At 57.6% G+C, this 20,233-nt stretch carries 21 protein-coding genes, 1 tRNA gene and 3 pseudogenes; 24 read left to right on the top strand and 1 reads right to left on the bottom strand.

The genetic code is table 11. The features are described 5' to 3' along the window. Position 1: 1 nt before the first annotated feature. The 19 genes and pseudogenes from rplX (at position 2) to PT279_RS02505 (ending at position 11,560) form a co-directional block, all read left to right on the top strand. Entirely contained in the window at positions 2-337 is a 336-nt protein-coding gene (rplX, locus tag PT279_RS02415) for a 50S ribosomal protein L24 (protein ID WP_277143846.1), read from the top strand. Beyond that, the gene (rplE, locus tag PT279_RS02420; RefSeq protein ID WP_277165067.1) at positions 334-906 is read left to right on the top strand and encodes a 50S ribosomal protein L5; all 573 of its coding nucleotides are present in this window, start codon (positions 334-336) and stop codon (positions 904-906) included. Before rplX ends, rplE begins: the two co-directional genes overlap by 4 nt. 1 nt (position 907) lies before the next feature. Continuing rightward, positions 908-1,093 carry a type Z 30S ribosomal protein S14 gene (locus PT279_RS02425; RefSeq protein WP_277143851.1) on the top strand — a complete coding sequence of 62 codons (186 nt, stop codon included), beginning with the start codon at positions 908-910 and terminating at the stop codon, positions 1,091-1,093. An 88-nt stretch (positions 1,094-1,181) separates the two neighbouring features. After that, positions 1,182-1,580, top strand: a complete 399-nt coding sequence (rpsH, locus tag PT279_RS02430) for a 30S ribosomal protein S8 (protein WP_277148871.1) — start codon at positions 1,182-1,184, stop codon at positions 1,578-1,580. A 17-nt stretch (positions 1,581-1,597) separates the two neighbouring features. Next, on the top strand, positions 1,598-2,137 hold the full coding sequence (rplF, locus tag PT279_RS02435) for a 50S ribosomal protein L6 (protein WP_277165069.1): 540 nt from the start codon (positions 1,598-1,600) through the stop codon (positions 2,135-2,137). A 1-nt stretch (position 2,138) separates the two neighbouring features. Continuing rightward, positions 2,139-2,510 carry a 50S ribosomal protein L18 gene (gene rplR, locus PT279_RS02440; RefSeq protein ID WP_277158821.1) on the top strand — a complete coding sequence of 124 codons (372 nt, stop codon included), beginning with the start codon at positions 2,139-2,141 and terminating at the stop codon, positions 2,508-2,510. Further along, entirely contained in the window at positions 2,507-3,277 is a 771-nt protein-coding gene (rpsE, locus tag PT279_RS02445) for a 30S ribosomal protein S5 (RefSeq protein WP_277165071.1), read from the top strand. Before rplR ends, rpsE begins: the two co-directional genes overlap by 4 nt. Then, positions 3,277-3,456 carry a 50S ribosomal protein L30 gene (gene rpmD / locus PT279_RS02450; protein WP_277146295.1) on the top strand — a complete coding sequence of 60 codons (180 nt, stop codon included), beginning with the start codon at positions 3,277-3,279 and terminating at the stop codon, positions 3,454-3,456. The genes rpsE and rpmD overlap by 1 nt, the downstream gene beginning before the upstream one ends. Before the next feature lies 1 nt (position 3,457). Then, positions 3,458-3,919 (top strand): 50S ribosomal protein L15, encoded by a 462-nt coding sequence (gene rplO / locus PT279_RS02455; protein ID WP_277165073.1) that lies wholly within the window; start codon positions 3,458-3,460, stop codon positions 3,917-3,919. Positions 3,920-4,416: 497 nt separating this feature from the next. Further along, a pseudogene (secY, locus tag PT279_RS02460) lies at positions 4,417-5,748 on the top strand (preprotein translocase subunit SecY); the annotation flags it as partial. A 376-nt stretch (positions 5,749-6,124) separates the two neighbouring features. Then, positions 6,125-6,685: an adenylate kinase gene (locus tag PT279_RS02465; protein ID WP_277165075.1), complete on the top strand. Its 561-nt coding sequence runs from the start codon at positions 6,125-6,127 to the stop codon at positions 6,683-6,685. Between the two features lie 201 nt (positions 6,686-6,886). Next, positions 6,887-7,105, top strand: coding sequence for a translation initiation factor IF-1 (infA, locus tag PT279_RS02470; RefSeq protein ID WP_003808114.1), 219 nt, complete (start codon positions 6,887-6,889; stop codon positions 7,103-7,105). A gap of 20 nt (positions 7,106-7,125) precedes the next feature. Beyond that, positions 7,126-7,239, top strand: a complete 114-nt coding sequence (rpmJ, locus tag PT279_RS02475; RefSeq protein WP_043164480.1) for a 50S ribosomal protein L36 — start codon at positions 7,126-7,128, stop codon at positions 7,237-7,239. A gap of 124 nt (positions 7,240-7,363) precedes the next feature. Then, positions 7,364-7,741 carry a 30S ribosomal protein S13 gene (gene rpsM / locus PT279_RS02480; protein ID WP_277143870.1) on the top strand — a complete coding sequence of 126 codons (378 nt, stop codon included), beginning with the start codon at positions 7,364-7,366 and terminating at the stop codon, positions 7,739-7,741. A gap of 102 nt (positions 7,742-7,843) precedes the next feature. Continuing rightward, a complete protein-coding gene (rpsK, locus tag PT279_RS02485) occupies positions 7,844-8,242 on the top strand; it encodes a 30S ribosomal protein S11 (protein ID WP_277146299.1) in 399 nt (132 codons plus the stop codon). A gap of 79 nt (positions 8,243-8,321) precedes the next feature. Continuing rightward, positions 8,322-9,317: a DNA-directed RNA polymerase subunit alpha gene (locus PT279_RS02490; RefSeq protein ID WP_277162567.1), complete on the top strand. Its 996-nt coding sequence runs from the start codon at positions 8,322-8,324 to the stop codon at positions 9,315-9,317. 101 nt (positions 9,318-9,418) lie between these two features. Then, positions 9,419-9,862: pseudogene (gene rplQ, locus PT279_RS02495) on the top strand (50S ribosomal protein L17); the annotation flags it as partial. A gap of 552 nt (positions 9,863-10,414) precedes the next feature. Then, positions 10,415-11,401: a tRNA pseudouridine synthase A gene (locus tag PT279_RS02500; RefSeq protein WP_277165077.1), complete on the top strand. Its 987-nt coding sequence runs from the start codon at positions 10,415-10,417 to the stop codon at positions 11,399-11,401. 74 nt (positions 11,402-11,475) lie between these two features. Continuing rightward, a tRNA-Ser gene (locus PT279_RS02505) sits at positions 11,476-11,560 on the top strand. Positions 11,561-11,628: 68 nt separating this feature from the next. On the opposite strand, the gene PT279_RS02510 is transcribed toward PT279_RS02505, so the two are convergent. Next, on the bottom strand, positions 11,629-12,474 hold the full coding sequence (locus tag PT279_RS02510) for a hypothetical protein (protein ID WP_277165079.1): 846 nt from the start codon (positions 12,472-12,474) through the stop codon (positions 11,629-11,631). A gap of 149 nt (positions 12,475-12,623) precedes the next feature. On the opposite strand from PT279_RS02510, the gene nusA reads away from it, so the two are divergent. From nusA to PT279_RS02535, 5 genes and pseudogenes are all read left to right on the top strand, one after another. Then, positions 12,624-13,691, top strand: coding sequence for a transcription termination factor NusA (gene nusA, locus PT279_RS02515; RefSeq protein ID WP_277165081.1), 1,068 nt, complete (start codon positions 12,624-12,626; stop codon positions 13,689-13,691). Between the two features lie 184 nt (positions 13,692-13,875). Beyond that, positions 13,876-16,722: pseudogene (infB, locus tag PT279_RS02520) on the top strand (translation initiation factor IF-2); the annotation flags it as partial. 419 nt (positions 16,723-17,141) lie between these two features. Next, entirely contained in the window at positions 17,142-17,624 is a 483-nt protein-coding gene (gene rbfA, locus PT279_RS02525) for a 30S ribosome-binding factor RbfA (protein WP_277165083.1), read from the top strand. Then, entirely contained in the window at positions 17,608-18,828 is a 1,221-nt protein-coding gene (locus tag PT279_RS02530) for a tRNA pseudouridine(55) synthase TruB (RefSeq protein ID WP_277165085.1), read from the top strand. The genes rbfA and PT279_RS02530 overlap by 17 nt, the downstream gene beginning before the upstream one ends. 78 nt (positions 18,829-18,906) lie before the next feature. Then, positions 18,907-20,142 (top strand): riboflavin kinase, encoded by a 1,236-nt coding sequence (locus PT279_RS02535; RefSeq protein ID WP_277165087.1) that lies wholly within the window; start codon positions 18,907-18,909, stop codon positions 20,140-20,142. Positions 20,143-20,233 lie beyond the last annotated feature (91 nt).

Raw genomic sequence — 20,233 nt, forward strand, 5'->3', positions numbered from 1 at the left:
GATGGTAGCCAAGATCAAGACCGGCGACCAGGTCAAGGTCATCCGCGGCAAGGATCGCGGCAAGGAAGGCAAAGTCACCAAGGTGCTTGCCAACGACCGTCTGATCGTCGAGGGCGTACAGATCGTCAAGAAGCATGTGCGCGCCACCCAGCAGGGCCAGCAGTCCGGCATCGTCTCCGTTGAGGCGCCGATCCATCGCTCAAACGTGATGGTCATCGACCCGGAGACCAAGGAGCCGACCCGTGTTGGCGTCAAGGTCACGACCAAAGCCCAAGACGGCAAGGTCAAGACCGTGCGCACCCGCATCGCCAAGAAATCAGGAAAGGAGCTGGCATGAGCGATACAACAGTCGAAGCGCCGGCAACACCGCGCCTGAAGCAGCAGTACATCGACAAGATCGTGCCCGAGCTCGAGAAGGAATTCAAGCATTCCAACCCGATGCAGGTCGCCAAGGTCCAGAAGGTCGTCGTCTCCATGGGTGTCGGTGCCGCAGCTCGCGACTCCAAGCTCATCGAAGGCGCCGTCAAGGACCTCACCGCGATTACCGGTCAGAAGCCGAAGATCACCAAGGCCAAGAAATCCGTCGCGCAGTTCCATCTGCGTGAAGGCCAGGCCATCGGTGCCTATGTGACGCTTCGCGGCGACCGCATGTGGGAATTCCTCGACAGGCTGCTCGTTCTGGCTCTTCCGCGTATCCGCGATTTCCGCGGTATCAGCGATCGTCAGTTCGACGGCCAGGGCAACTACAACTTCGGTCTCACCGAGCAGTCCATGTTCCACGAGATCGATCCGGATGCGATCGATCATCAGCGTGGTATGGATATTACCGTGGTGACCAGCACCAAGGATGACAAGGAAGCTCGGGCTCTGCTCAAGCACCTTGGCTTCCCCTTCAAGGAGAACTGAAATGGCAAAAACCGCTCTTAGAAACAAGGCTGCTGCCAAACCAAAGTTCAAGGTGCGCGCCTACACGCGCTGCCAGGTTTGCGGCCGTCCCCACTCCGTATATCGCAAGTTCGGCCTGTGCCGCATCTGCCTTCGTGAGAAGGCTCATCGTGGCGAGCTGCCCGGAGTTACGAAGTCCAGTTGGTAAACATCGACGCTGAAGGTCCTCGGCCGGGGCAGGTCTTAGATACCTGCTCCGGCCGAGGAAACCACGGCGAGAAAGGGCGTTAGCCCACATGACAATGACAGATCCAATCGCAGACATGCTTACGCGTCTGCGTAATGCGAGTGCGGCGAAGCATGAGACCGTTTCTATGCCGTACTCCAAGTTCAAGGCGGCGATTGCCGAGATCCTGAAGCGCGAAGGCTATATCAAAGACTTCACCGCTACGGATGCTCGCGTCGGCCAGAACCTTGAGATCACGCTGAAGTATGGTCCCAATGGCGAGCGTGCCATTCAGGGCATCAAGCGCATCTCGAAGCCCGGCCTGCGTCGCTATGCAAAGTCGGACGCTCTGCCGATGCCACTCGGTGGCATGGGTGTCGCGATTATTTCGACCAGTGCAGGATTGTTGACCCAGAAAGATTGCCTCGACCGGGGCATCGGCGGCGAGATCGTCGCCTTCGTTTGGTGAGAAAGGAGAGCTGAAACATGGCATCACATATTGGTAAGCTCCCCGTCACCATCCCGGCAGGCGTGGAAGTCAAAATCGACGGACAGAACTTCAGCGTCAAAGGCGCCAAGGGTTCTGATTCCTACACTATTCCCGACGGTATCACCGCTCGCGTCGAAGACAATACGATTTACTTCGACCCGGTCGATGACCAGCTGCAGACCCGTGCGGACCACGGTCTGGCCCGTTCCATCGTGGCTTCGATGGTACAGGGTGTGCACGAGGGCTTCACGAAGACCTTGGACATCGTCGGTACCGGTTACCGTGCGCAGATGAAGGGCAAGGGCATTGAGTTCTCGCTCGGCTATTCGCACACCATCACCGTCAACCCGCCCGAAGGCATCACCTTCGAGCTGCCGAACGCCAACCAGGTGGTCGTCAAGGGTACAGACAAGCAGGCGGTCGGTCAGGCTGCGGCCAATATCCGTGCGCTTCGCAAGCCGGAACCCTACAAGGGCAAGGGCATCAAGTACTCCGACGAACACATCCTGCGCAAGGCTGGAAAGGCTGGTAAGTGATATGACAGTCAAGATTTTCGGTAAAGGCAAGAAGGTCGCAAGGCTTCGTCGTCACGCTCGTCTGCGCAAGCACATCAGTGGCACCGCAGAGCGTCCACGTCTCGTCGTCACCCGTTCGAACCGTCACATGGTCGCTCAGATCGTAGACGATACCAAGGGCGTCACTTTGGTCAGTGAGTCCACCATCACCCATGATTTCGATGGGTTCAAGGGCACCAAGACCGAAGCCGCACAGAAGGTCGGCGAGCTGATTGCCAAGAAGGCCAAGGACGCGGGCATCGATTCCGTCGTCTTCGACCGTGGCGGCAACAAGTATCATGGTCGCGTCGCAGCTGTGGCTGAGGGCGCCCGTCAGGGAGGTCTTGCACTGTGAGCGACAACGAAAAGGAAACCCAAGTGACTGAGGAAAATCAGAACACGCAGGCGTCCAACGACAACAAGCAGGGTCAGCGCAATGACGATCGTCGCGGTTCACGCCGTGGCGGACGCGGCGAAGGCCGTGGTGAGGGCCGTCGAGGGGAGCGTCGCGGTGAACGCCGTGGCCGTCGCGAGGAAAATCGTGGCGATGAGCTGCTCGATCGCGTCGTGACCATCAACCGCGTTTCCAAGACCCGTAAGGGTGGCCGTAGCATGAGCTTCGCCGCTCTTGTGGTGGTCGGAGACGGCAATGGCACCGTCGGTGTTGGCTATGGCAAATCCCGTGAGGTTCCTGCCGCCATCGCCAAGGGTCAGCTTGACGCCAAGAAGCACATGTTCACCGTTCCGCGCGTTCGCGGCACCGTGACCCACCCGGTCGTCGGCCATGACGCTGCAGGCACTGTTCTGCTTCGTCCTGCCGCTCCCGGCACCGGTGTAATCGCCGGTGGTGCAGTCCGCGCCGTCATGGAGTGCGCTGGTATCTCCGATATTCTCACCAAGTCCATGGGCAGCGCCACCGCGGTCAACGTGGTTCGCGCCACCGTGGATGCCCTGAAGCAGCTCGAGGAGCCGGAAGAGATCGCGGCACGCCGTGGCTTGACCGTAGAGGAAGTCGCTCCCGACACCCTGCTCCGCGCTCGTGCCGAAGGTATCGCCGAGGCCCGCAAGGCTCGCGAGGATGCCAAGGCCGAAGCCGAACAAGCCAAGGATGGTGAAGAGTAATGGCAGATCTGAAGATCACACTTACCAAAGGTCTGGTCAACCGCAAGCCCGCCCAGCGCGACACCGTTCGCACACTCGGCCTGCATAAGATCGGTCAGACGGTCGTTCGTGAGGACACCCCTGCAACCCGCGGTCTGATCAATGCGGTTCGCCACTTGGTCACGGTTGAGGAGGCCTGATATGGCAGAACAAGAAGAAAACACTATTTTGCAGATGCACGATCTGCGTCCTGCTCCGGGTGCCAAGAAGAACCGCATTCGCGTGGGCCGTGGTGAAGGTTCCAAGGGTAAGACCTCGGGACGTGGTGCCAAGGGCACGTTGAAGCGTTATCAGGTTCGTCCTGGCTTCGAAGGTGGCCAGCTGCCTCTGTACATGCGTCTGCCGAAGCTTCGCGGCTTCAAGAGCCCCTTCAAGAAGGAGTTCCAGGTCGTCAATGTCTCCGCTCTTTCTGAGCTGTTCCCGAAGGGTGGAGAGGTCACGGTCGCCGATCTCGTCAAGGCCGGTGCTGTTCGCGCCGGATATCCTGTCAAGGTTCTGGGCGACGGTGAGACCAAGGTCGCGTTCACGCTCAAGGGTGTAAAGGCTTCCAAGTCCGCCAAGGCCAAGATCGAGGCTGCAGGCGGCTCCATTTCCGAAGAGTAATTCGGATGTCTCTAAATGTGAACCTGTAAGGTTTGCATGTGTGGTGGTCCTCTTCGTGGATGCGAAGGGGACCACTTGCTTTGGCAGTCAGATTCTGTGCAGGAATATAGGCGCAAATAAGCCCATCTTTATGTTCAGATTCTTCTTAAGGCAGTTTAAAAAATCAAGCACAAAAACGGCCGGAATGTGTCTGAAATTCTCATAAGCAGTAAGCAGGGAATTCAAGCACGAAATACGGCAGATTATCCGCTTACAATCAAGCCAAGGATTTACTTCGGGATATCCGATGCCGTCTCCTAAATGCGGAACGGTTCATTGAGGATATGTCAACCGGAGTGGTACCATCATTTTTTTACGGCGATAATTCTCTAAATCTGATATAAATTTATCGTTTTCCGGAGTGGTGGACGTAATTTGGTAGACGCTTGACGCTAAGATTATCGTCTAGTGTGTTTGCATCGGTACATCAGTTGTGCCGAAAAGGGAAGGAAATCCAGGTGAGGACGTTAATCCAGGCCCTGAAGACGAAGGAACTTCGCCATAAGATCCTCTTCGTGCTCGGCATCATTGTTATTTACCGCATCGGTTCGTTCATACCGACTCCGGGAGTGGACTACAAGGTGGTCCAGCAATGTGTCGGTACCATGAAGACGGCCCAGGAGAACTTCGTGGGGTTGGTCAACCTCTTCTCCGGCGGCGCCATGCTGCAGCTTTCGATCTTCGCATTGGGCGTGATGCCGTACATCACGGCATCCATTGTGATTCAGCTGCTGCGTGTGGTCATACCTCGTTTTGAGGCGTTGCACAAGGAAGGCCAGTCCGGCGAGACCAAGCTGACGCAGTACACGCGTTATCTCACCATCGGCCTGGCGATTCTGCAGTCCACCACCATTCTGGTCACCGCACGTTCCGGCGCGCTTTTCAACTACCAGTGTGGCCAGGTCGTTCCCGATGGCTCCGTATGGAACCTCGTGGTCATGGTCCTCGTCATGACCGGTGGCACGGGCCTGATCATGTGGATGGCCGAATTGATCACCGATAAGGGCATCGGTCAGGGTATGTCCGTGTTGATCTTCATGTCCATCTGCTCTGGCTTCCTGCCGCAGCTCTGGCAGATTGGCTGGGGCACCAACGGCAAGAACGGCAACTGGACGTACTTCGGCATCGTTGTCGCGGTCCTCATCGTCATTCTTATCTTCGTCGATTTCGTTGAGCTCGCCCAGCGCCGTATTCCGGTGCAATACACGCGCCGTATGATCGGCCGCAAGATGTACGGCGGCTCCTCCACCTATCTTCCGCTGAAGATCAATATGTCCGGCGTCATCCCGCCGATCTTCGCCTCCTCGATTCTGGCGATTCCGACCTTGATCGCTCAGTTCGGCAAGTCCGACCAGAAGTGGGTCAAGTGGATCAACACCAACCTGGCCAACACGACTTCGATCTGGTACATCGCACTTTACGCCGTAATGATTGTGTTCTTCTGCTTCTTCTACACGTCGATTACCTTCGACCCAGACGAGACTGCAGACAACATGAAGCAGTATGGCGGCTTCATCCCCGGCATCCGCGCCGGCAGCGCCACCAGCCGTTATCTGAGCTATGTGATGAACAGGCTCAACACGGTCGGTGCCATCTACCTGCTCTTCGTTGCGTTGATTCCGACCATGCTCATCATGATGCTGAAACTCAACAACAAGCTTCCGTTCGGTGGTACGACCATCCTGATTATCGCGGGCGTCGGCCTCGATACCCTGCGTCAGGCCAAGGCCCAGACCGAGCAGTTCCAGTACACCGGATTCCTGCTTGAAGACACCGATCATGTCGAGGGCAAGGATGTCAAGACTTCCAAGAAGGTTACAAAAAGGGCCGCGCAAAGCGACAGCGATCAGGTTGAAATAACCGATGAGGCGCTTGCCACGACCGAGGAAGTCAAGGACGCCCCCGCACTCAAAGACTCCGAGATCAAAGGCACTGAGACTATCGATTCCCAAGATTCGGCCGCACAAAGCGACGAATCCGATGAAGAAAATTCGACCAGTGACGAGAAATCCTCTGAGAAGGATAGCGATTCAGACGATAAGTCCGAATGACCGTCGGTTGAGTCGTTGACAACAGCTGTAAAGAAAAAATAATGAATGGTGCTCATCTGTCTTTGAAACGGATGGGCATCATTTGCTAAATACATCATCAAGAAAGTGGATTGACATGCGTCTATTGATTATGGGACCTCAAGGAGTGGGCAAAGGAACTCAGGCCAAGCTGATTGCCGAGCATTATGGCATTCCGCACATCTCCACCGGTGACATCTTCCGTTACAACATGAAGAACAACACCCCGCTGGGGCAGGAAGCCAAGAGCTATACCGACAAGGGACAGCTCGTTCCCGACGAATTGACCAACAAGATCGTCAAGGACCGTTTGGCCATGGACGATGCTAAGAACGGCTGGATCCTTGATGGCTATCCGCGTAACGCCGCCCAGGTCGAGGCGCTCGACAAGATGCTCGAAGAGCTTGGCACCCCGCTTGACAAGGTCGTGGCGCTCGACGCCGACCGCGACATTCTCATGGGTCGCATCGCCAAGCGTGCTGCTGAAGAAGGCCGTGCCGACGACAACGCCGAAGCCATCGCCCAGAGGCTCAAGACCTATGACGAAGAGACCGCGCCGCTGCTCGATACTTACAAGTCCCGCGGTTGCCTAGTGCCGATTGACGGCGAAGGCGATATCGACGACATCTCCAAGACCATTTTCGACGCCTTGGACTGATGGGAAATCTTTGGCATGAGTTTGGTCGGTTATCAGATACGCAATTAATCAGATAACGTCCAAAATTTTCCATTATCACAAAGAGGGATTGAATGCAACACGCCGTGTCGCGTTTGGTCCCTCCTTTTGTTATAGTAAGAAGTTGGTGTGTTTTCGGATGCGCCATAAATGTAATATCAGCCAAAGAACGGAATGAGGCTCATGGCTAAAGACGGTGTGATTGAAGTCGAAGGTCAGGTAGTGGAAGCACTGCCGAACGCGATGTTTCGCGTCGAACTTGAAAACAAGCACATCGTGCTGGCCACGATTTCGGGCAAGATGCGCAAGAATTATATTCGTATCCTCCCGCAGGACCGTGTGGTCCTTGAAATGAGCCCTTACGACCTGAACCGCGGCCGTATTACGTACCGTTATAAGTAAAGGTACAGAAAAGGAAAACCATGAAGGTCAGCCCTAGTGTGAAGAGGATCTGCGAGAATTGCCGTGTGATCCGTCGTCACGGTCGCGTCATGGTGATCTGCTCCAACCCGCGCCATAAGCAGCGTCAAGGCTGAGCGGAAAACCTCCGACCAGAAAAGGTACTGAGTCGCAGCATTTAGCTGAACCCCGGGTACGTAGGCCCGAGCCGGGAAACCGGGTGACTTGGTACAAACCTACGGAAACATAGAAGGAATCGCAATGGCACGTCTTGCCGGAGTCGACATCCCCAATGAGAAGCGCATCGAGATCGCCCTCACCTATATCTTTGGTGTCGGTCGTACTCGCGCGAAGGAAACGCTTGCCGCAACCGGTGTGAATCCGGATACCCGCGTCAAGGATCTGAGCGACGAGCAGCTTATTACGCTGCGTGACTATCTTGAGGCCAACTACAAGATTGAAGGCGATCTGCGTCGTGAAGTCGATGCGGATATTCGTCGTAAGATTCAGATCAACTGCTATCAGGGCCAGCGTCACCGCCATGGTCTGCCTGTGCGCGGTCAGCGCACCAAGACCAACGCACGTACCCGCAAGGGTCCGAAGCGTACCGTCGCTGGAAAGAAAAAGGCCGTCAAGTAAGGCCTAAGCAGTTATGAAGAGGGACGGGGCGTCGCTTGTGGTTTGCAGCGTTCCAGGCTCTTCGTGACGTAGGAATCATTCGTAATTAGGAAACGAGGATCAATGGCAGCTGCAAAGCAAGCCGCGCGCAAGCCGCGTCGCCGTGACCGCAAGTCGGTACCGGTCGGGCAGGCGCACATCAAGTCCACTTTCAATAACACCATCATCTCCATCACGGATCCCTCGGGCGCAGTCGTGGCCTGGGCTTCCGGTGGCGATGTCGGTTTCAAGGGCTCACGTAAGTCCACCCCCTACGCTGCAGGCATGGCCGCTGAGTCCGCCGCCCGCAAGGCGCAGGAGCATGGCGTCAAGAAGGTTGACGTCTACGTCAAGGGTCCGGGTAGCGGTCGTGAAACCGCCATCCGCTCCCTGCAGTCCGCAGGTCTTGAGGTCGGTTCCATCACCGATGTCACCCCGCAGGCCCATAACGGTGTGCGCCCTCCGAAGCGCCGTCGCGTCTGAAGCACTTCATTTAACCATCCGTCCAACCCGCTTATGACCAGTGAGTGCACCACCGATCAGAAGCTGAAAGGATAACACAGTGCTTATTGCACAGCGTCCGCAACTTACTGAGGAATCACTGAATCCGCAGCGTTCTCGCTTTACCATCGAGCCGCTCGAGCCTGGATTCGGCTATACGCTCGGTAATTCGTTGCGTCGTACTCTGTTGAGCTCCATTCCCGGAGCGGCAGTTACTTCGGTGCGTATCTCCGGTGCCTTGCACGAGTTCACCACTCTGCCTGGTGTCGAGGAGGATGTCACCGAGATCCTGCTCAATATCAAGGGAATCGTGCTCACTAGCGAATATGACGAACCGGTTGTCATGTATCTGCGTAAAAGCGGCAAGGGCGAGGCCACCGCGGGGGACATCACCCCTCCGGCCGGCGTCACCATCGCCAACCCGGATATGCACATCGCCACCCTCGCCGATGACGGCGAACTCGAGATCGAGTTCACTGTCGAGCGCGGCCGCGGCTATGTTCCGGCACAGATGAACAAGCAGGACGGCGACGAGATTGGCCGCATTCCGGTCGACTCCATCTATTCGCCTGTTCTTAAGGTGAGCTACAAGGTCGAGGCAACCCGCGTGGAACAGCGCACGGACTTCGACAAGCTCATTCTCGATGTGGAGACCAAGCCGGCGATTTCGCCGCGCGATGCCGTCGCATCCGCCGGTTCCACTCTGGTTGAGCTCTTCGGCCTGTGCCGTGAACTCAATACGCAAGCGGAAGGTGTCGAGGTCGGCCCGGCTCCGGTTGAGGAAGAAGTCAACCCGGAGATGTCGATTCCGATCGAGGAACTCAATCTCACCCAGCGCAGCTACAACTGCCTGAAGCGTGAAGGTATCCACACCGTCGGTGAATTGGTGTCCCACACCGAGCAGGATCTGCTCGACATCCGTAATTTCGGTATGAAGTCGATCGATGAGGTCAAGGAGAAGCTCGAAAGCATGGGTCTCTCGCTGAAGGCCTCGCCGCTGGGCTTCGATACCAACAACCTTGAAGGTGGCACTTTCTTCTCGCCCGAAGACGAGTAAGAGTATATAGCGCCAACTTCATTTTAAGCTTCGGTATCCGTTCGGATGTTCGGGCGTATGCCCACCTGGACAGTATAAAACCGGGGCGTTAAGGAGTAATAATGCCTACACCTAGAAAAGGGCCGCACCTGGCTTCAAGCCCGGCTCATGAGCGTCTGATGCTCGCGAACATGGCGACCAGCCTGTTCGAGCACGGCCGCATCGTCACCACATTGCCGAAGGCCAAGCGCCTGCGCCCTGTGGCCGAGCGCCTCATTACCTTCGCCAAGCGCGGGGATTTGGCCAGCCGCCGTCGCGTGATGCGCGTCATCCGCAACAAGTCTATCGTGCACAAGCTTTTCACCGAGATTGCCGAGCAGATGCAGCAGCGTGAGGGTGGCTACACCCGCATCGTCAAGATTGCCCCGTCCAAGGGCAACAACGCGCCGCGCGCCATCATCGAGCTCGTCACCGAGCCAGTCAGCGCCAAGGAATCCGTGGTCAAGGAAGCTGAAGCCTCTGCCGCCGTTGCCGCTGATAAGGCCGCGGTCGAAGAAGCCGAAGCCAAGGTCCAGAAGGACACCGCTGAGACCGCCAAGACCAAGACGGACAAGGCTGTGGACGTTGCCGAAGCCAAGGAGACTGAGGTCAACGCCGATGTCGCCGCGGACAAGGCCGAGGTCAAGAAGACCGAAGCGAAGGATGTCGATGAGGAAGCCAAGAAGGCTGCGAAGGCCAAGAAGCCCGCTGCCAAGAAGGCTCCTGCGAAGAAGTCTGCCGCCAAGAAGGCTGACAAGGAAGAGAAGTGAGTCGTTAGATTCGCGCAATATCTTATACGAGAAGGTCGGAGATGCAAGTCTCCGGCCTTCTCGCATATGTGGTTCGGGTTTCCGGTGCCCAGCCAGTGCATGGTCTGGTTTGTGCTGCTTGCTGGCCGATGGCCGATAGCCGATGAAGATGCGCGGGAAATCAGGCTTTCTCATGCGTTTCCATGATTTTTGTCGCCTGTTCAATCGAATATGCTGGCGAACTCGCGATTTTGTGGTGATTTTCCTGATTTCCATCGCATCTTTGATTCAGGAGTTTTGCAAACCAGTGAGGCACGTATACTGGCAACGATGAGACTACGAATTGACTTGGCGTACGACGGCGGCGGTTTTCATGGCTGGGCGAAACAGCCCGGCCTGCGTACCGTGCAAGGGACCGTCGAGAGTGCTTTACAGACCGTCCTGCGTGTGCCGGCTGACGATGCCGTCGAACCGTTGCGGCTGGTGGTCGCGGGTCGCACCGATACAGGCGTGCATGCCGTTCACCAGGTCTGCCACTTGGATGTGGGGGAGCAGACGCTTCAGCGTTGCGTGGGACATATGGATGTGTCGCCCGTTGAAGCGTTGCGCCGTCGCCTGGTTCATGATTTGCCGGATGATGTCTCTCTGCATGATGTCAGGGTGGCCCCGGTTGGTTTCGACGCGCGGTTCTCTGCCTTGCAACGTACGTATGTTTACCGTATTTCCGATGGAGACAGGCCAGTCGATCCTAGGCTGCGTGGTTTCGTACTCAACGTCGAGGATATGCTCGATGTCTACGCGATGAACGAGGCTGCTGCGATGACCCTCGGTTTGCACGATTTCGGTTCCTTTGCCACCCCGAACCCCGGCGGCACCACGATCCGCGAGGTTAAGCAAGCCGTATGGAAACGTGTACCGGTGACGGATATGTTCGGATATGTCGGAACCGAAAAAGGAACGAAAGATATCGATTCCAATGAGACGTCAAGTGCTGCTAGGGAAACCGCTGCCAACAACTCAACGAATACGGGTTATTTTGTTCCATCCTTGGAATCCGGATTGGTCTGTTTCATGATTGTGGCCGACGCCTTCGCACACAATATGGTGCGCTCGCTGGTCAACGCGTGCGTGCAGGTAGGGCGGCATCGTAAGTCGCTGGAGTGGTTTGCTCAGAAGATGAAGAATCCGGTTCGTGAAGGCTCGACCGGCCCGATAGCTGCCTGTGGCTTGACACTCGAACACGTCGCCTACCCGGCAGAAACCGAGCTGGCGAGCCGTGCCGCGTCGATTCGCGCCCGTCGTACGTTGCCGGAATGATGATTCCGCCACGCCCGGTTGCGGTGGTTGGCACGTTGTCTTATACTAGAAAAGTTGCGTTTCTCGTAGCATATGGATAAGTGTCCGAGCGGTCTAAGGAGCACGCCTCGAAAGCGTGTGAGGAGAAATCCTCCGCGAGTTCGAATCTCGCCTTATCCGCCTTAAGCCTCTGGAATTTCGGTTCCGGAGGCGTTTTCATATCTTCATCAGTTCCAAAGCATCCAAATCTACTCATATAATGCGGCGTCGAAGGCCGGATAGCCTAGGGACAATGCGAAATAAATGCGCGAAGAGATGAGATCGGCAAGCACCGCCAGCGTTTTGCCGCTGCTTTCGGTTTTTTGATTTTGGGATGAATTGTCATTGCCGACAGAGGAATCATCGCTTTTTGATACCGGCAACGCCCGCGAGAGTGCGGCGAGCGATTCGCGAGCGCAATTCATCTCGGAGACGGCGACGGTGGAAGCCTGCAAACCGGTGCTCGGGTCGGTGATGGTGTTGGGATGAGCGATGAGGTTGGCTACGTCGTAAACCTTTTCACGCGGGTCGTTGGGTGCGGCGGTGACGTCAGCGTCTTTGATTTCAAGTGAGATAAGGCGTGAGGCGACGGCCTTGTGATCATCGCTTAATTGCAGGGTTGCATTGCCCGCGCCTTTGGCTGCGAGGATCTGGATTTCAAAGCCCGCCCTGTCTTCAGCCAAAGCCATGGAGGCAAGTGTGTCGTTGCTCACACGCAAGGCGAAGATATTATCGAGATTGGCCAGCGCTGGATTGGGTTGTGTCGCAGTGGCTCCAACCAACACAGAAAGGTTGTGCTGCAGCCATTGCATCTGTGCGCTTTTCATGGTGTATACACTAAATTGCGAGGGGCACAGCGTGGCTGCTTCGCGCCAGGATTTTACGGCGTTGCCGGCGGATAGGTAACGGTCGATGAACGGGTTGCCTGTGGTGGTGTGCGAGGTGGCCGAAACAGCGTTGGTATACGCGGTTTTGCAAGGGCCTGCGGACTCGACGGGAGACTCGATTCTCGGTGCGTTGCAAGCCGCGAGAGGCACGATAAAAGCTGCGATCACAACTCCTGGAAAGACACGCCGTCCTAGGAAATTGCGCAAAGAGGAAAAAATACGACGTGTCTGCATAAAACACTAGAATACTGAATGATTATGACTTAATGGGGCTAGAAAAGCTCGACAGATAATTTCATATAGGAGGTCTTGCGACCATGGAACTGGACCTGACAGGTATTCATCAGCTCGCGGCGGGGCAGGGGATCGATTCTGAAACACTTGACAACGCACTTTCCGAAGCGTTGCTATTGGCTTACAGCAAAACACCACATGCGGCGAAGCACGCCCGCGTCGAACTCGACGACCGCGCCGGCACCTTCACCATCTGGGCTCGCGACGAAAAGCCCGTGGAACCCACCGAAGAGGACCCGCATCCGCGTCCGGAACTCGGCGAGGAATACGACGACACCCCGCATGATTTCGGGCGTCTGGCGGCTTCCACGGCCCGTCAGGTGATTCGCCAGCTCTTCCGTGATGCGGAGGACGAGCGTGTGCTCGGTGCCTTCGCCGGCCAGAAGGGCAAGCTCATCACCGGCGTCATCCAGCAGGATACGAAGGATCCGGCCAACGTACATGTCGCCGTGGGCGATGTTGAGGCCATCCTGCCAAAGCGCGAGCAGGTGCCGGGCGAACATTACCGTCACGGCGACCGTCTGCGTGTCTATGTCGTTACCGTCGGCCGTGGCCTGAAGGGCCCGGAAATCGTCGTGTCCCGATCGCATCCGGAACTCGTGCGCAAGCTTTTCGAACGTGAGGTGCCGGAGCTCGTATCCGGAGCGGTTTCCATCATGGCCATCGCTCGTGAGGCCGGTGCCCGCACCAAGATCGCCGTTCGTGCCAATACAGAAGGCGTCAACCCCAAGGGTGCCCTGATCGGCCCCGGAGGCGCTCGCGTTCGTGCGGTGATGGAAAATCTTGGTCCTGAGAAGATCGACATCGTCGACTGGTCGAAGGATCCGGCCAAGTTCGTCGGTTCGGCGCTTTCGCCGGCCGTCGCCACCGGCGTCGACATCGTCAGCGAGAAGAACAAGACAGCCCTCGCCTATATCCACGATGACCAGCTTTCGCTCGCCATCGGCAAGGAAGGCCAAAACGCCCGTCTTGCCGCCAAACTCACCGGTTGGAAGATCGGCATCGAGTCCAGCGAAGCGCATGCTGCCGCACAGGCCCAAGCCGCTGCGAAGGCCGCGGAAGATGGCAAAACGGCAGGAAACGAACAATAGTCTGCAATCCAGCATCACGAGTATGCTGGATAACGATAATCCGAGTATAGGTACGCAGTGTGCCTATACGTCGGTCGGAGACGAGGTAACACAATCATGGTCGCACGATGAGTCTGGGTAAGCTCGCCGTAACAATACATTGACCGTGCATGTACGCGCGGTCACAATAGTAGGAGAAAACTGAGTGGCAAAACAGCGCGTATATGAACTCGCTAAAGAGTTTGGCGTAGACAGTAAAGCCGTCCTTCAGAAGCTGAAGGATATGGGGGAGTTCGTCAAATCCGCATCTTCCACAGTGGAAGCGCCGGTCGTTCGCAAATTGCGGGCCGCGTTCCCGCAAAATAACGATTCCGGGGCAAATAGTGCCCCGGCAAAATCCAAATCTTCCGCGCACAGCACGAAACCCGGCGCCGCTCATCCACGTCAGGGTGCAAATGCGGCGAAACCGGGCGAGCAGTCTCGCGCGCATTTCCCGGCCAAGCCAGGTCAAGGCCAGCATCACGAATCTTCTCGTGGCGAGCAGACCCATGGTTCGTCTCATGAGGGCGGCAGCCGCGAATACGAAGGCAACCACAACCGCAATGAGCACGGCGGACGTGACCACGGACGTCGTCAGGGCGGTATGCCAGGGCCGCGTAACAACCAGCGTTTCAGCGGCAACAACGGCTCTATGAAGCCGGGAGCGAACAACCCGCGCAACGGTTCTCCTCGATCCGGCAACGCTGGCGCACAACCGACCCCGCATTCGCAGCATGCCGGTTCCGGGCCTCGTCCCGGTAACAATCCGTTCAGCCGCAAGCAGGGCATGCATGTGCCCATGCCCAGCGGTATTCCGCGTCCGCATCCCATGGCACGTCCAACGGTCAACAACGGCCGTGGTGGCGGCCGCAATGGCAATGGCGGAGGCCGTAACGGCGGCCGCGGAGGCTTCCGCAATGGGCGTCCGGAGCAGGGAGCAAGGCCAGGGCAGTGGGGTCACAATCGTCCCGGCCAGGGCCAAGGCGAATCCCAAGGTCGTGGCGGCAACCGCTTCGGCGGCGGTGCCGGTGGCGGCGGTTACCAGGGCGGTGGTCCGTCCCGCGGCGGCGGTCGCGGTCGCGGCGGTGCTGCAGGCGCATTCGGTCGTCAGGGCGGCAAGTCCTCGAGGGCCCGTAAGAACAGGCTCGCGAAACGTCGTGATTACGAGGAGATCAAAGCTCCTACCATCGGCGGCGTACGTATTCCTACCGGCAATGGCAAGGCCATCAAACTGCGTCAAGGCGCAACCCTGGCCGACCTCGCCGAAAAGATCAATGTCAATCCCGCCGCTTTGGTAACGGTCATGTTCCACTTGGGCGAGATGGTCACGGCCACCCAGTCCCTTGATGAGGCGACCTTCCAGATTCTGGGCGAGGAAATCGGCTGGAATATCAAGATTGTTTCCGCCGAAGAGGAAGACAAGGAAATCCTCCAGCAGTTCGATATTGATCTGGACGAAGAAGAACTGCAGGATGACGAGAACCTGAAGCCGCGTCCGCCGGTGGTCACTGTCATGGGCCACGTCGACCACGGCAAGACCCGCCTGCTTGATACCATCCGCAAGACCAACGTGTCCGCGCGTGAGGCCGGCGGCATCACCCAGCGTATCGGCGCCTATCAGGTCATGGTCAACCTCGAAGACAAACCGCGTAAGATCACCTTCCTCGATACCCCTGGCCACGAGGCGTTCACCGCCATGCGTGCCCGTGGTGCCGAGCTCACCGATATCGCGGTCCTGGTCGTCGCGGCCGATGACGGCGTGATGCCGCAGACGGTCGAGGCCATCAACCACGCGCAGGCGGCCCATGTGCCGATCGTCGTGGCGGTCAACAAGATCGATGTCCCTGGCGCTAACCCTGAAAAGGTGCGTGGCCAGCTGGCCGAATTCGGTCTGGTTCCCGAAGAGTACGGCGGCGACACCATGTTCGTCGACATCTCGGCGAAACTCGGCACCAACGTCGACAAGCTGCTCGAGGCGATTCTTCTGACCGCCGACGCGGAACTCGACCTCAAGGCCAACCCCGACATGGACGCGCGCGGCGCGACCGTCGAGGCAAGGCTCGACAAGGGCCGTGGTGCCGTGGCGACCGTGCTGGTGCAGCAGGGTACGCTTCATGTGGGCGACGCCATCGTGGCCGGCACTTCATACGGCCGCGTGCGTGCGATGCTCAACGAGGACGGCAAGCAGATGAAGGCCGCAGAGCCGTCCACGCCTGTTCAGGTGCTTGGTCTGACGAGCGTGCCGAGCGCCGGCGATCTCTTCCTGGTCGCCCCCGACGACCGCACCGCCCGCCAGATCGCCGAAAAGCGTCAGGCCTCCGAGCGCGCGGCCCAGCTGGCCAAGCGCCGCAAGGTCGTTTCGCTCGAGAGCTTGAAGGAACAGTTCGCCAAGTCCGAAGTCGACATGCTCAATATCGTCATCAAGGGCGATTCCTCCGGTTCCGTCGAGGCGCTGGAAGATTCCCTGATGAAGATCGAGGTGTCCGACGAGGTCGGCATCCAGGTCATCCACCGCGGCGTCGGCGCGATCACCCAGAACGATGTCAACCTGGCAAGCGTGGACAAGGCCGTCATCATCGGCTTCAACGTCCGCCCGAACCGTCAGGTCGCGGATCTCGCCGAGCGCGAGGGTGTGGAGATCAAGTACTACTCCATCATCTACAAGGCGATCGAAGATATCGAAGCGTCCCTCAAGGGCATGCTCAAGCCGGAATACGAAGAGGTCACCACCTCCCATTCCGAGATTCGCCAGATCTTCCGTTCCTCCAAGTTCGGCAATATCGCCGGCGTCATGGTTCAGGACGGCGAGGTCAAGCGTGGCACCAAGGCGCGCATCCTGCGCAACGGCGTCACCACCGTCAACGATCTGGAGATCTCCTCGCTGCGTCGTTTCAAGGACGACGTACAGTCCGTCAAGGAAGGCTACGAGGCCGGTATCAACCTGGGCAACTTCAACGACATTCAGGAAGGCGACATCATCGAGACCTTCGAGATGAAGGAAATCGAACGCAAGGATGTGCAGTCTTCCAAGAAGGATGATTCCGACAAGTCCGACGATGCCAAGGGTGAGCTCAAGGCTGCCAAGGCTCCGAAGGCCGATTCTAAGAAGAACTGATTCATCAGGCAGTGAGTTGATTGCCATCTGCAGCGTCATCGCGTTGCGGGTGGCAATCGCCATATTGTGGCGTCTGTATTATCTTGTGCTTTCGGATGAGTTGGTGTTTAGCCCCTCAGTGCTGGTAAACGGACTGTGACGTGAGTCGAAGGTCCGTTTTCTGACAGGAACATGTAGTAGTGCTGGTAAAACAGACCGTAGTACGGAGTCTGGCTCCGTCTACCAGCAGCATAGTGTTGAATTGGCTGAGAACGGGTATTCCCGTCAATCGGTATCATGAAACGTAACAGTTAGAGTAAGTAACAAAAGGAAACGTTATGGCAGGAACCAATCCACGGGCCGCGCGTATCGCGGCATTGATTCAGCGCGTCATCGCTTCGTCGATGGAACGCACTTTGCACGACAAGCGCTTGAACGGCGTCACTATCACCGACGTGCGCGTCACCGGCGACCTGCAGATCGCCCGCGTCTACTGGACGCAGCTGGGGCAGGAGGGCAAGGCCGATGGAGAGCGCAAACGTGCCGAACAGGCGCTGAAGCAGGCCACCGGCAGGCTTCGTTCGCTGGTCGGCGCGAAGGCCGGTCTGCGGCTCACCCCGCAGCTGCAGTTCATCTATGACGAGGTGCCGAGCGAGGCACACGAGATCGAGGACATTCTGGTCACTGCGCGCAAACGCGACGAAGAGATCGACAAGGTCCGCGAAACCGCGAAGTACGCCGGCGACGAGAATCCGTACGTCGAATCCCGCAAGAAGAAGACCGCCACCGATTTTGAGGATGATGGTGTCAAAGAAGAGTAAGCAGCGTGAACTTTCCGGGCTTCTCGTGGTCGACAAGCCGCTCGGTGTGACCAGCCACGATGTGGTGGCGGCCGTACGTGGGGAATTGCACATGCGCCGAGTTGGCCACGCGGGCACGCTCGATCCGCAGGCCTCGGGCGTGCTGGTCATCGGTTTCGGCCACGGCACACGGCTCTTGAACTACATCGTCGATCACACGAAGACCTACGAGGCTACCATCCGTCTCGGCCAAACCAGTACCACCGATGATTCCGAAGGCGACATCACCACGGTTGCGCCGGTAAAGCTGGTGGATGGCGCTGAAGGTGAGACCGCAGAGGTTGTACCTGCGCCACTAGCGGATGATTCACGTCATTTACCGGATTCTACTTCGGATTCTGATGGAAGCTCTGGCAGCGTCCGTGTGCTGACGATTGAGCAGATTGAGCAGGTCATCAAAGAGCATCTGACCGGCGATATCGAGCAAGTGCCGAGTTCCTATTCCGCAGTTCGCGTCAATGGCCGCCACGCTTACGAGCTGGCACGGCAAGGGAAAACTGTGGAGCTAGACGCTCGTCCGGTCACCATCAGTGAATTCACCGTCTTGGGTGCTCACAATGCCGAGGTAACCGATGGGCTTGATGCCGAGAACAACGAAATTAAGACGACAGCGTCAGCAACTCTGGTCGTTGATGTGGACGTGCGCATCAGCTGCTCCACGGGCACATATATCCGTTCGCTCGGGCGCGATTTGGGGAAGCTGCTAGAGGTCGGCGGCTACCTGACGAAGTTGCGTCGCATGCGGGTTGGCAAGTTCGATCTGGCTGATCCGCAATTGGCCGAACGCGTGGTTACGGCACATGCCAAGCCGCACACCTTCACCAATCGTGAGGGCGTGAAGCTGACCTTGAACAAGGCTGTGCTGGACGTCGATGCCGATGAGCTGAAACGCCGGTCTCTGACCATGCTCGAGGCCGCACAACGTACGATGCCGACCATTCCTATCACAGAAGCTGATACCCAGAATCTGCGTTTTGGTCGTAGGCTGCCGATGCCTTCATCTGACGATGTAAACGCAAAATCTCACGCCAATACCGGTAAGACCGGTAGAACTGATGGTATCGCGGCTGTGTATCTACCACAAACCGGTGAGGTGGTAGGCATTGTGGAACCGGCAAACAAGCATGAGCTGAAATCCTTGGTGATATTTCCGCAAGCCAAGTAAAGCCTCAAGAAAAGGGGGCTTTCGCGCGGGTGACATGGCTGATAAGATGGCTTTCGGCAAACAAAACAAAGGATTTTGATGAAGATCACCAGGTTGACACCCGACTCTAACGGATTGGTGGATTGGCCCACCCTGAGCTCGCACAAGCGTGCGGTGATGACCGTCGGCGTATTCGACGGCATGCACAAGGGGCATCAGGCCGTGATCAAGCGCGTCGTGGAACTGGCGAAACAGACCGATTCGTTGGCTGTCGTGATGATTCTCGACCCGCGCCCGGCGCTCGCGCATACCTATGCCAACGAGCACGAGGGCATGGATGTGCCCAAGGATTATGTGGATGTGCAGGCGCTGAGCTCCGTTGAGCAGCGGATCCGCGTGATGCGCGAGCTTGGTGTTGACCGGGTTATTGTATTGCGTTATACGATGGCGTTCGCGGCCAAATCGTTCCGGTTCTTCCTGGGCCAGATGGTCGGCAAGCTCGGCATGCGTACGCTCGTGCTCGGGCAGGACGCAGCGTTGGGCGCGGACCGCAAGGGTGACATCAAGGCCATTGCGGAGCTTTGCGAGGCCACGCGTGTTTTCGAACTCGACGTTGTCGATGATTTGGGGCCGGGCTATACGTGGGTTCCCATGCATTTCGAACCGAAGATGCCGGAAGGCGTCGGTGAGCCGCAGGATCCGCGGGAAGCTATGAACAAGGCCGAACTGCGTGCGTGGACGAAGAAGAACAACTGCCGCAAGGTGCGGGTGTGGAGCTCGACCAATGCGCGTTACCTGCTTTCGCAGGGGTGTGTGAAGGCCGCCGCCGAGATTCTGGGGCGCGATCACGCCGTCGAAGGCGCGGTGGTGCACGGCGAGCAGCGTGGGCGCGAGATCGGCTTCCCGACCGCGAACTTGGCGCAGGTGGTCGAAGGCTATGTGCCGGTCGATGGCGTTTATGCCGGTTGGCTCATTGATTTGGGACCAATCGACGGTGATGGAAACAGTGGTAATGGTTCTGCCGATGGTCATGGTGCTGTGAATCTCGCCGCCCCTTCGGATGAGATGCGCATGGCTTCGGGTTCGCCGTGGCGTTGGCCTGCCGCGATTTCCATCGGCACCAAGCCGACGTATAGCGACGAAACCGGCATCAACGAGCGCGTTATCGAACCTTACTGTGTCACCGATGATTGGCTGGAACTGTACGACCACAAGGTGCGCGTGGAATTCACCGAGTTCCTGCGTGGCCAAGTCAAATTCGACAGCACCGACGAGCTCAAGGCCGCATTGAAGGATTACGCCGATCAGACGTTGGAGATCACCGGCGCGAAGTGACGAAGAGGCTTGCAGGTCTGCCGACTTTGAGGCAGGGCAAGCCCATCCATCCATGAGGATACGAAAACGTCGTAATCATATCGCGATTTTT

The sequence above is a fragment of the Bifidobacterium sp. ESL0784 genome, from assembly GCF_029433295.1.
Classification (GTDB): Bacteria; Actinomycetota; Actinomycetes; order Actinomycetales; family Bifidobacteriaceae; genus Bifidobacterium.

Excerpts from the sequence above, each read along its gene's own strand:
- rpsM (WP_277143870.1), top strand. The coding sequence starts at position 7,364 with ATGGCACGTCTTGCCGGAGTCGACATCCCCAATGAGAAGCGCATCGAG.
- rplF (WP_277165069.1), top strand. The coding sequence starts at position 1,598 with ATGGCATCACATATTGGTAAGCTCCCCGTCACCATCCCGGCAGGCGTG.
- infA (WP_003808114.1), top strand. The coding sequence starts at position 6,887 with ATGGCTAAAGACGGTGTGATTGAAGTCGAAGGTCAGGTAGTGGAAGCA.
- PT279_RS02535 (WP_277165087.1), top strand. The coding sequence starts at position 18,907 with ATGAAGATCACCAGGTTGACACCCGACTCTAACGGATTGGTGGATTGG.
- rpmJ (WP_043164480.1), top strand. The coding sequence starts at position 7,126 with ATGAAGGTCAGCCCTAGTGTGAAGAGGATCTGCGAGAATTGCCGTGTG.
- PT279_RS02500 (WP_277165077.1), top strand. The coding sequence starts at position 10,415 with ATGAGACTACGAATTGACTTGGCGTACGACGGCGGCGGTTTTCATGGC.
- nusA (WP_277165081.1), top strand. The coding sequence starts at position 12,624 with ATGGAACTGGACCTGACAGGTATTCATCAGCTCGCGGCGGGGCAGGGG.
- rplX (WP_277143846.1), top strand. The coding sequence starts at position 2 with ATGGTAGCCAAGATCAAGACCGGCGACCAGGTCAAGGTCATCCGCGGC.
- PT279_RS02425 (WP_277143851.1), top strand. The coding sequence starts at position 908 with ATGGCAAAAACCGCTCTTAGAAACAAGGCTGCTGCCAAACCAAAGTTC.
- PT279_RS02465 (WP_277165075.1), top strand. The coding sequence starts at position 6,125 with ATGCGTCTATTGATTATGGGACCTCAAGGAGTGGGCAAAGGAACTCAG.
- rpsK (WP_277146299.1), top strand. The coding sequence starts at position 7,844 with ATGGCAGCTGCAAAGCAAGCCGCGCGCAAGCCGCGTCGCCGTGACCGC.
- rplR (WP_277158821.1), top strand. The coding sequence starts at position 2,139 with ATGACAGTCAAGATTTTCGGTAAAGGCAAGAAGGTCGCAAGGCTTCGT.
- rpsH (WP_277148871.1), top strand. The coding sequence starts at position 1,182 with ATGACAATGACAGATCCAATCGCAGACATGCTTACGCGTCTGCGTAAT.
- rpmD (WP_277146295.1), top strand. The coding sequence starts at position 3,277 with ATGGCAGATCTGAAGATCACACTTACCAAAGGTCTGGTCAACCGCAAG.
- rplE (WP_277165067.1), top strand. The coding sequence starts at position 334 with ATGAGCGATACAACAGTCGAAGCGCCGGCAACACCGCGCCTGAAGCAG.
- rbfA (WP_277165083.1), top strand. The coding sequence starts at position 17,142 with ATGGCAGGAACCAATCCACGGGCCGCGCGTATCGCGGCATTGATTCAG.
- rplO (WP_277165073.1), top strand. The coding sequence starts at position 3,458 with ATGGCAGAACAAGAAGAAAACACTATTTTGCAGATGCACGATCTGCGT.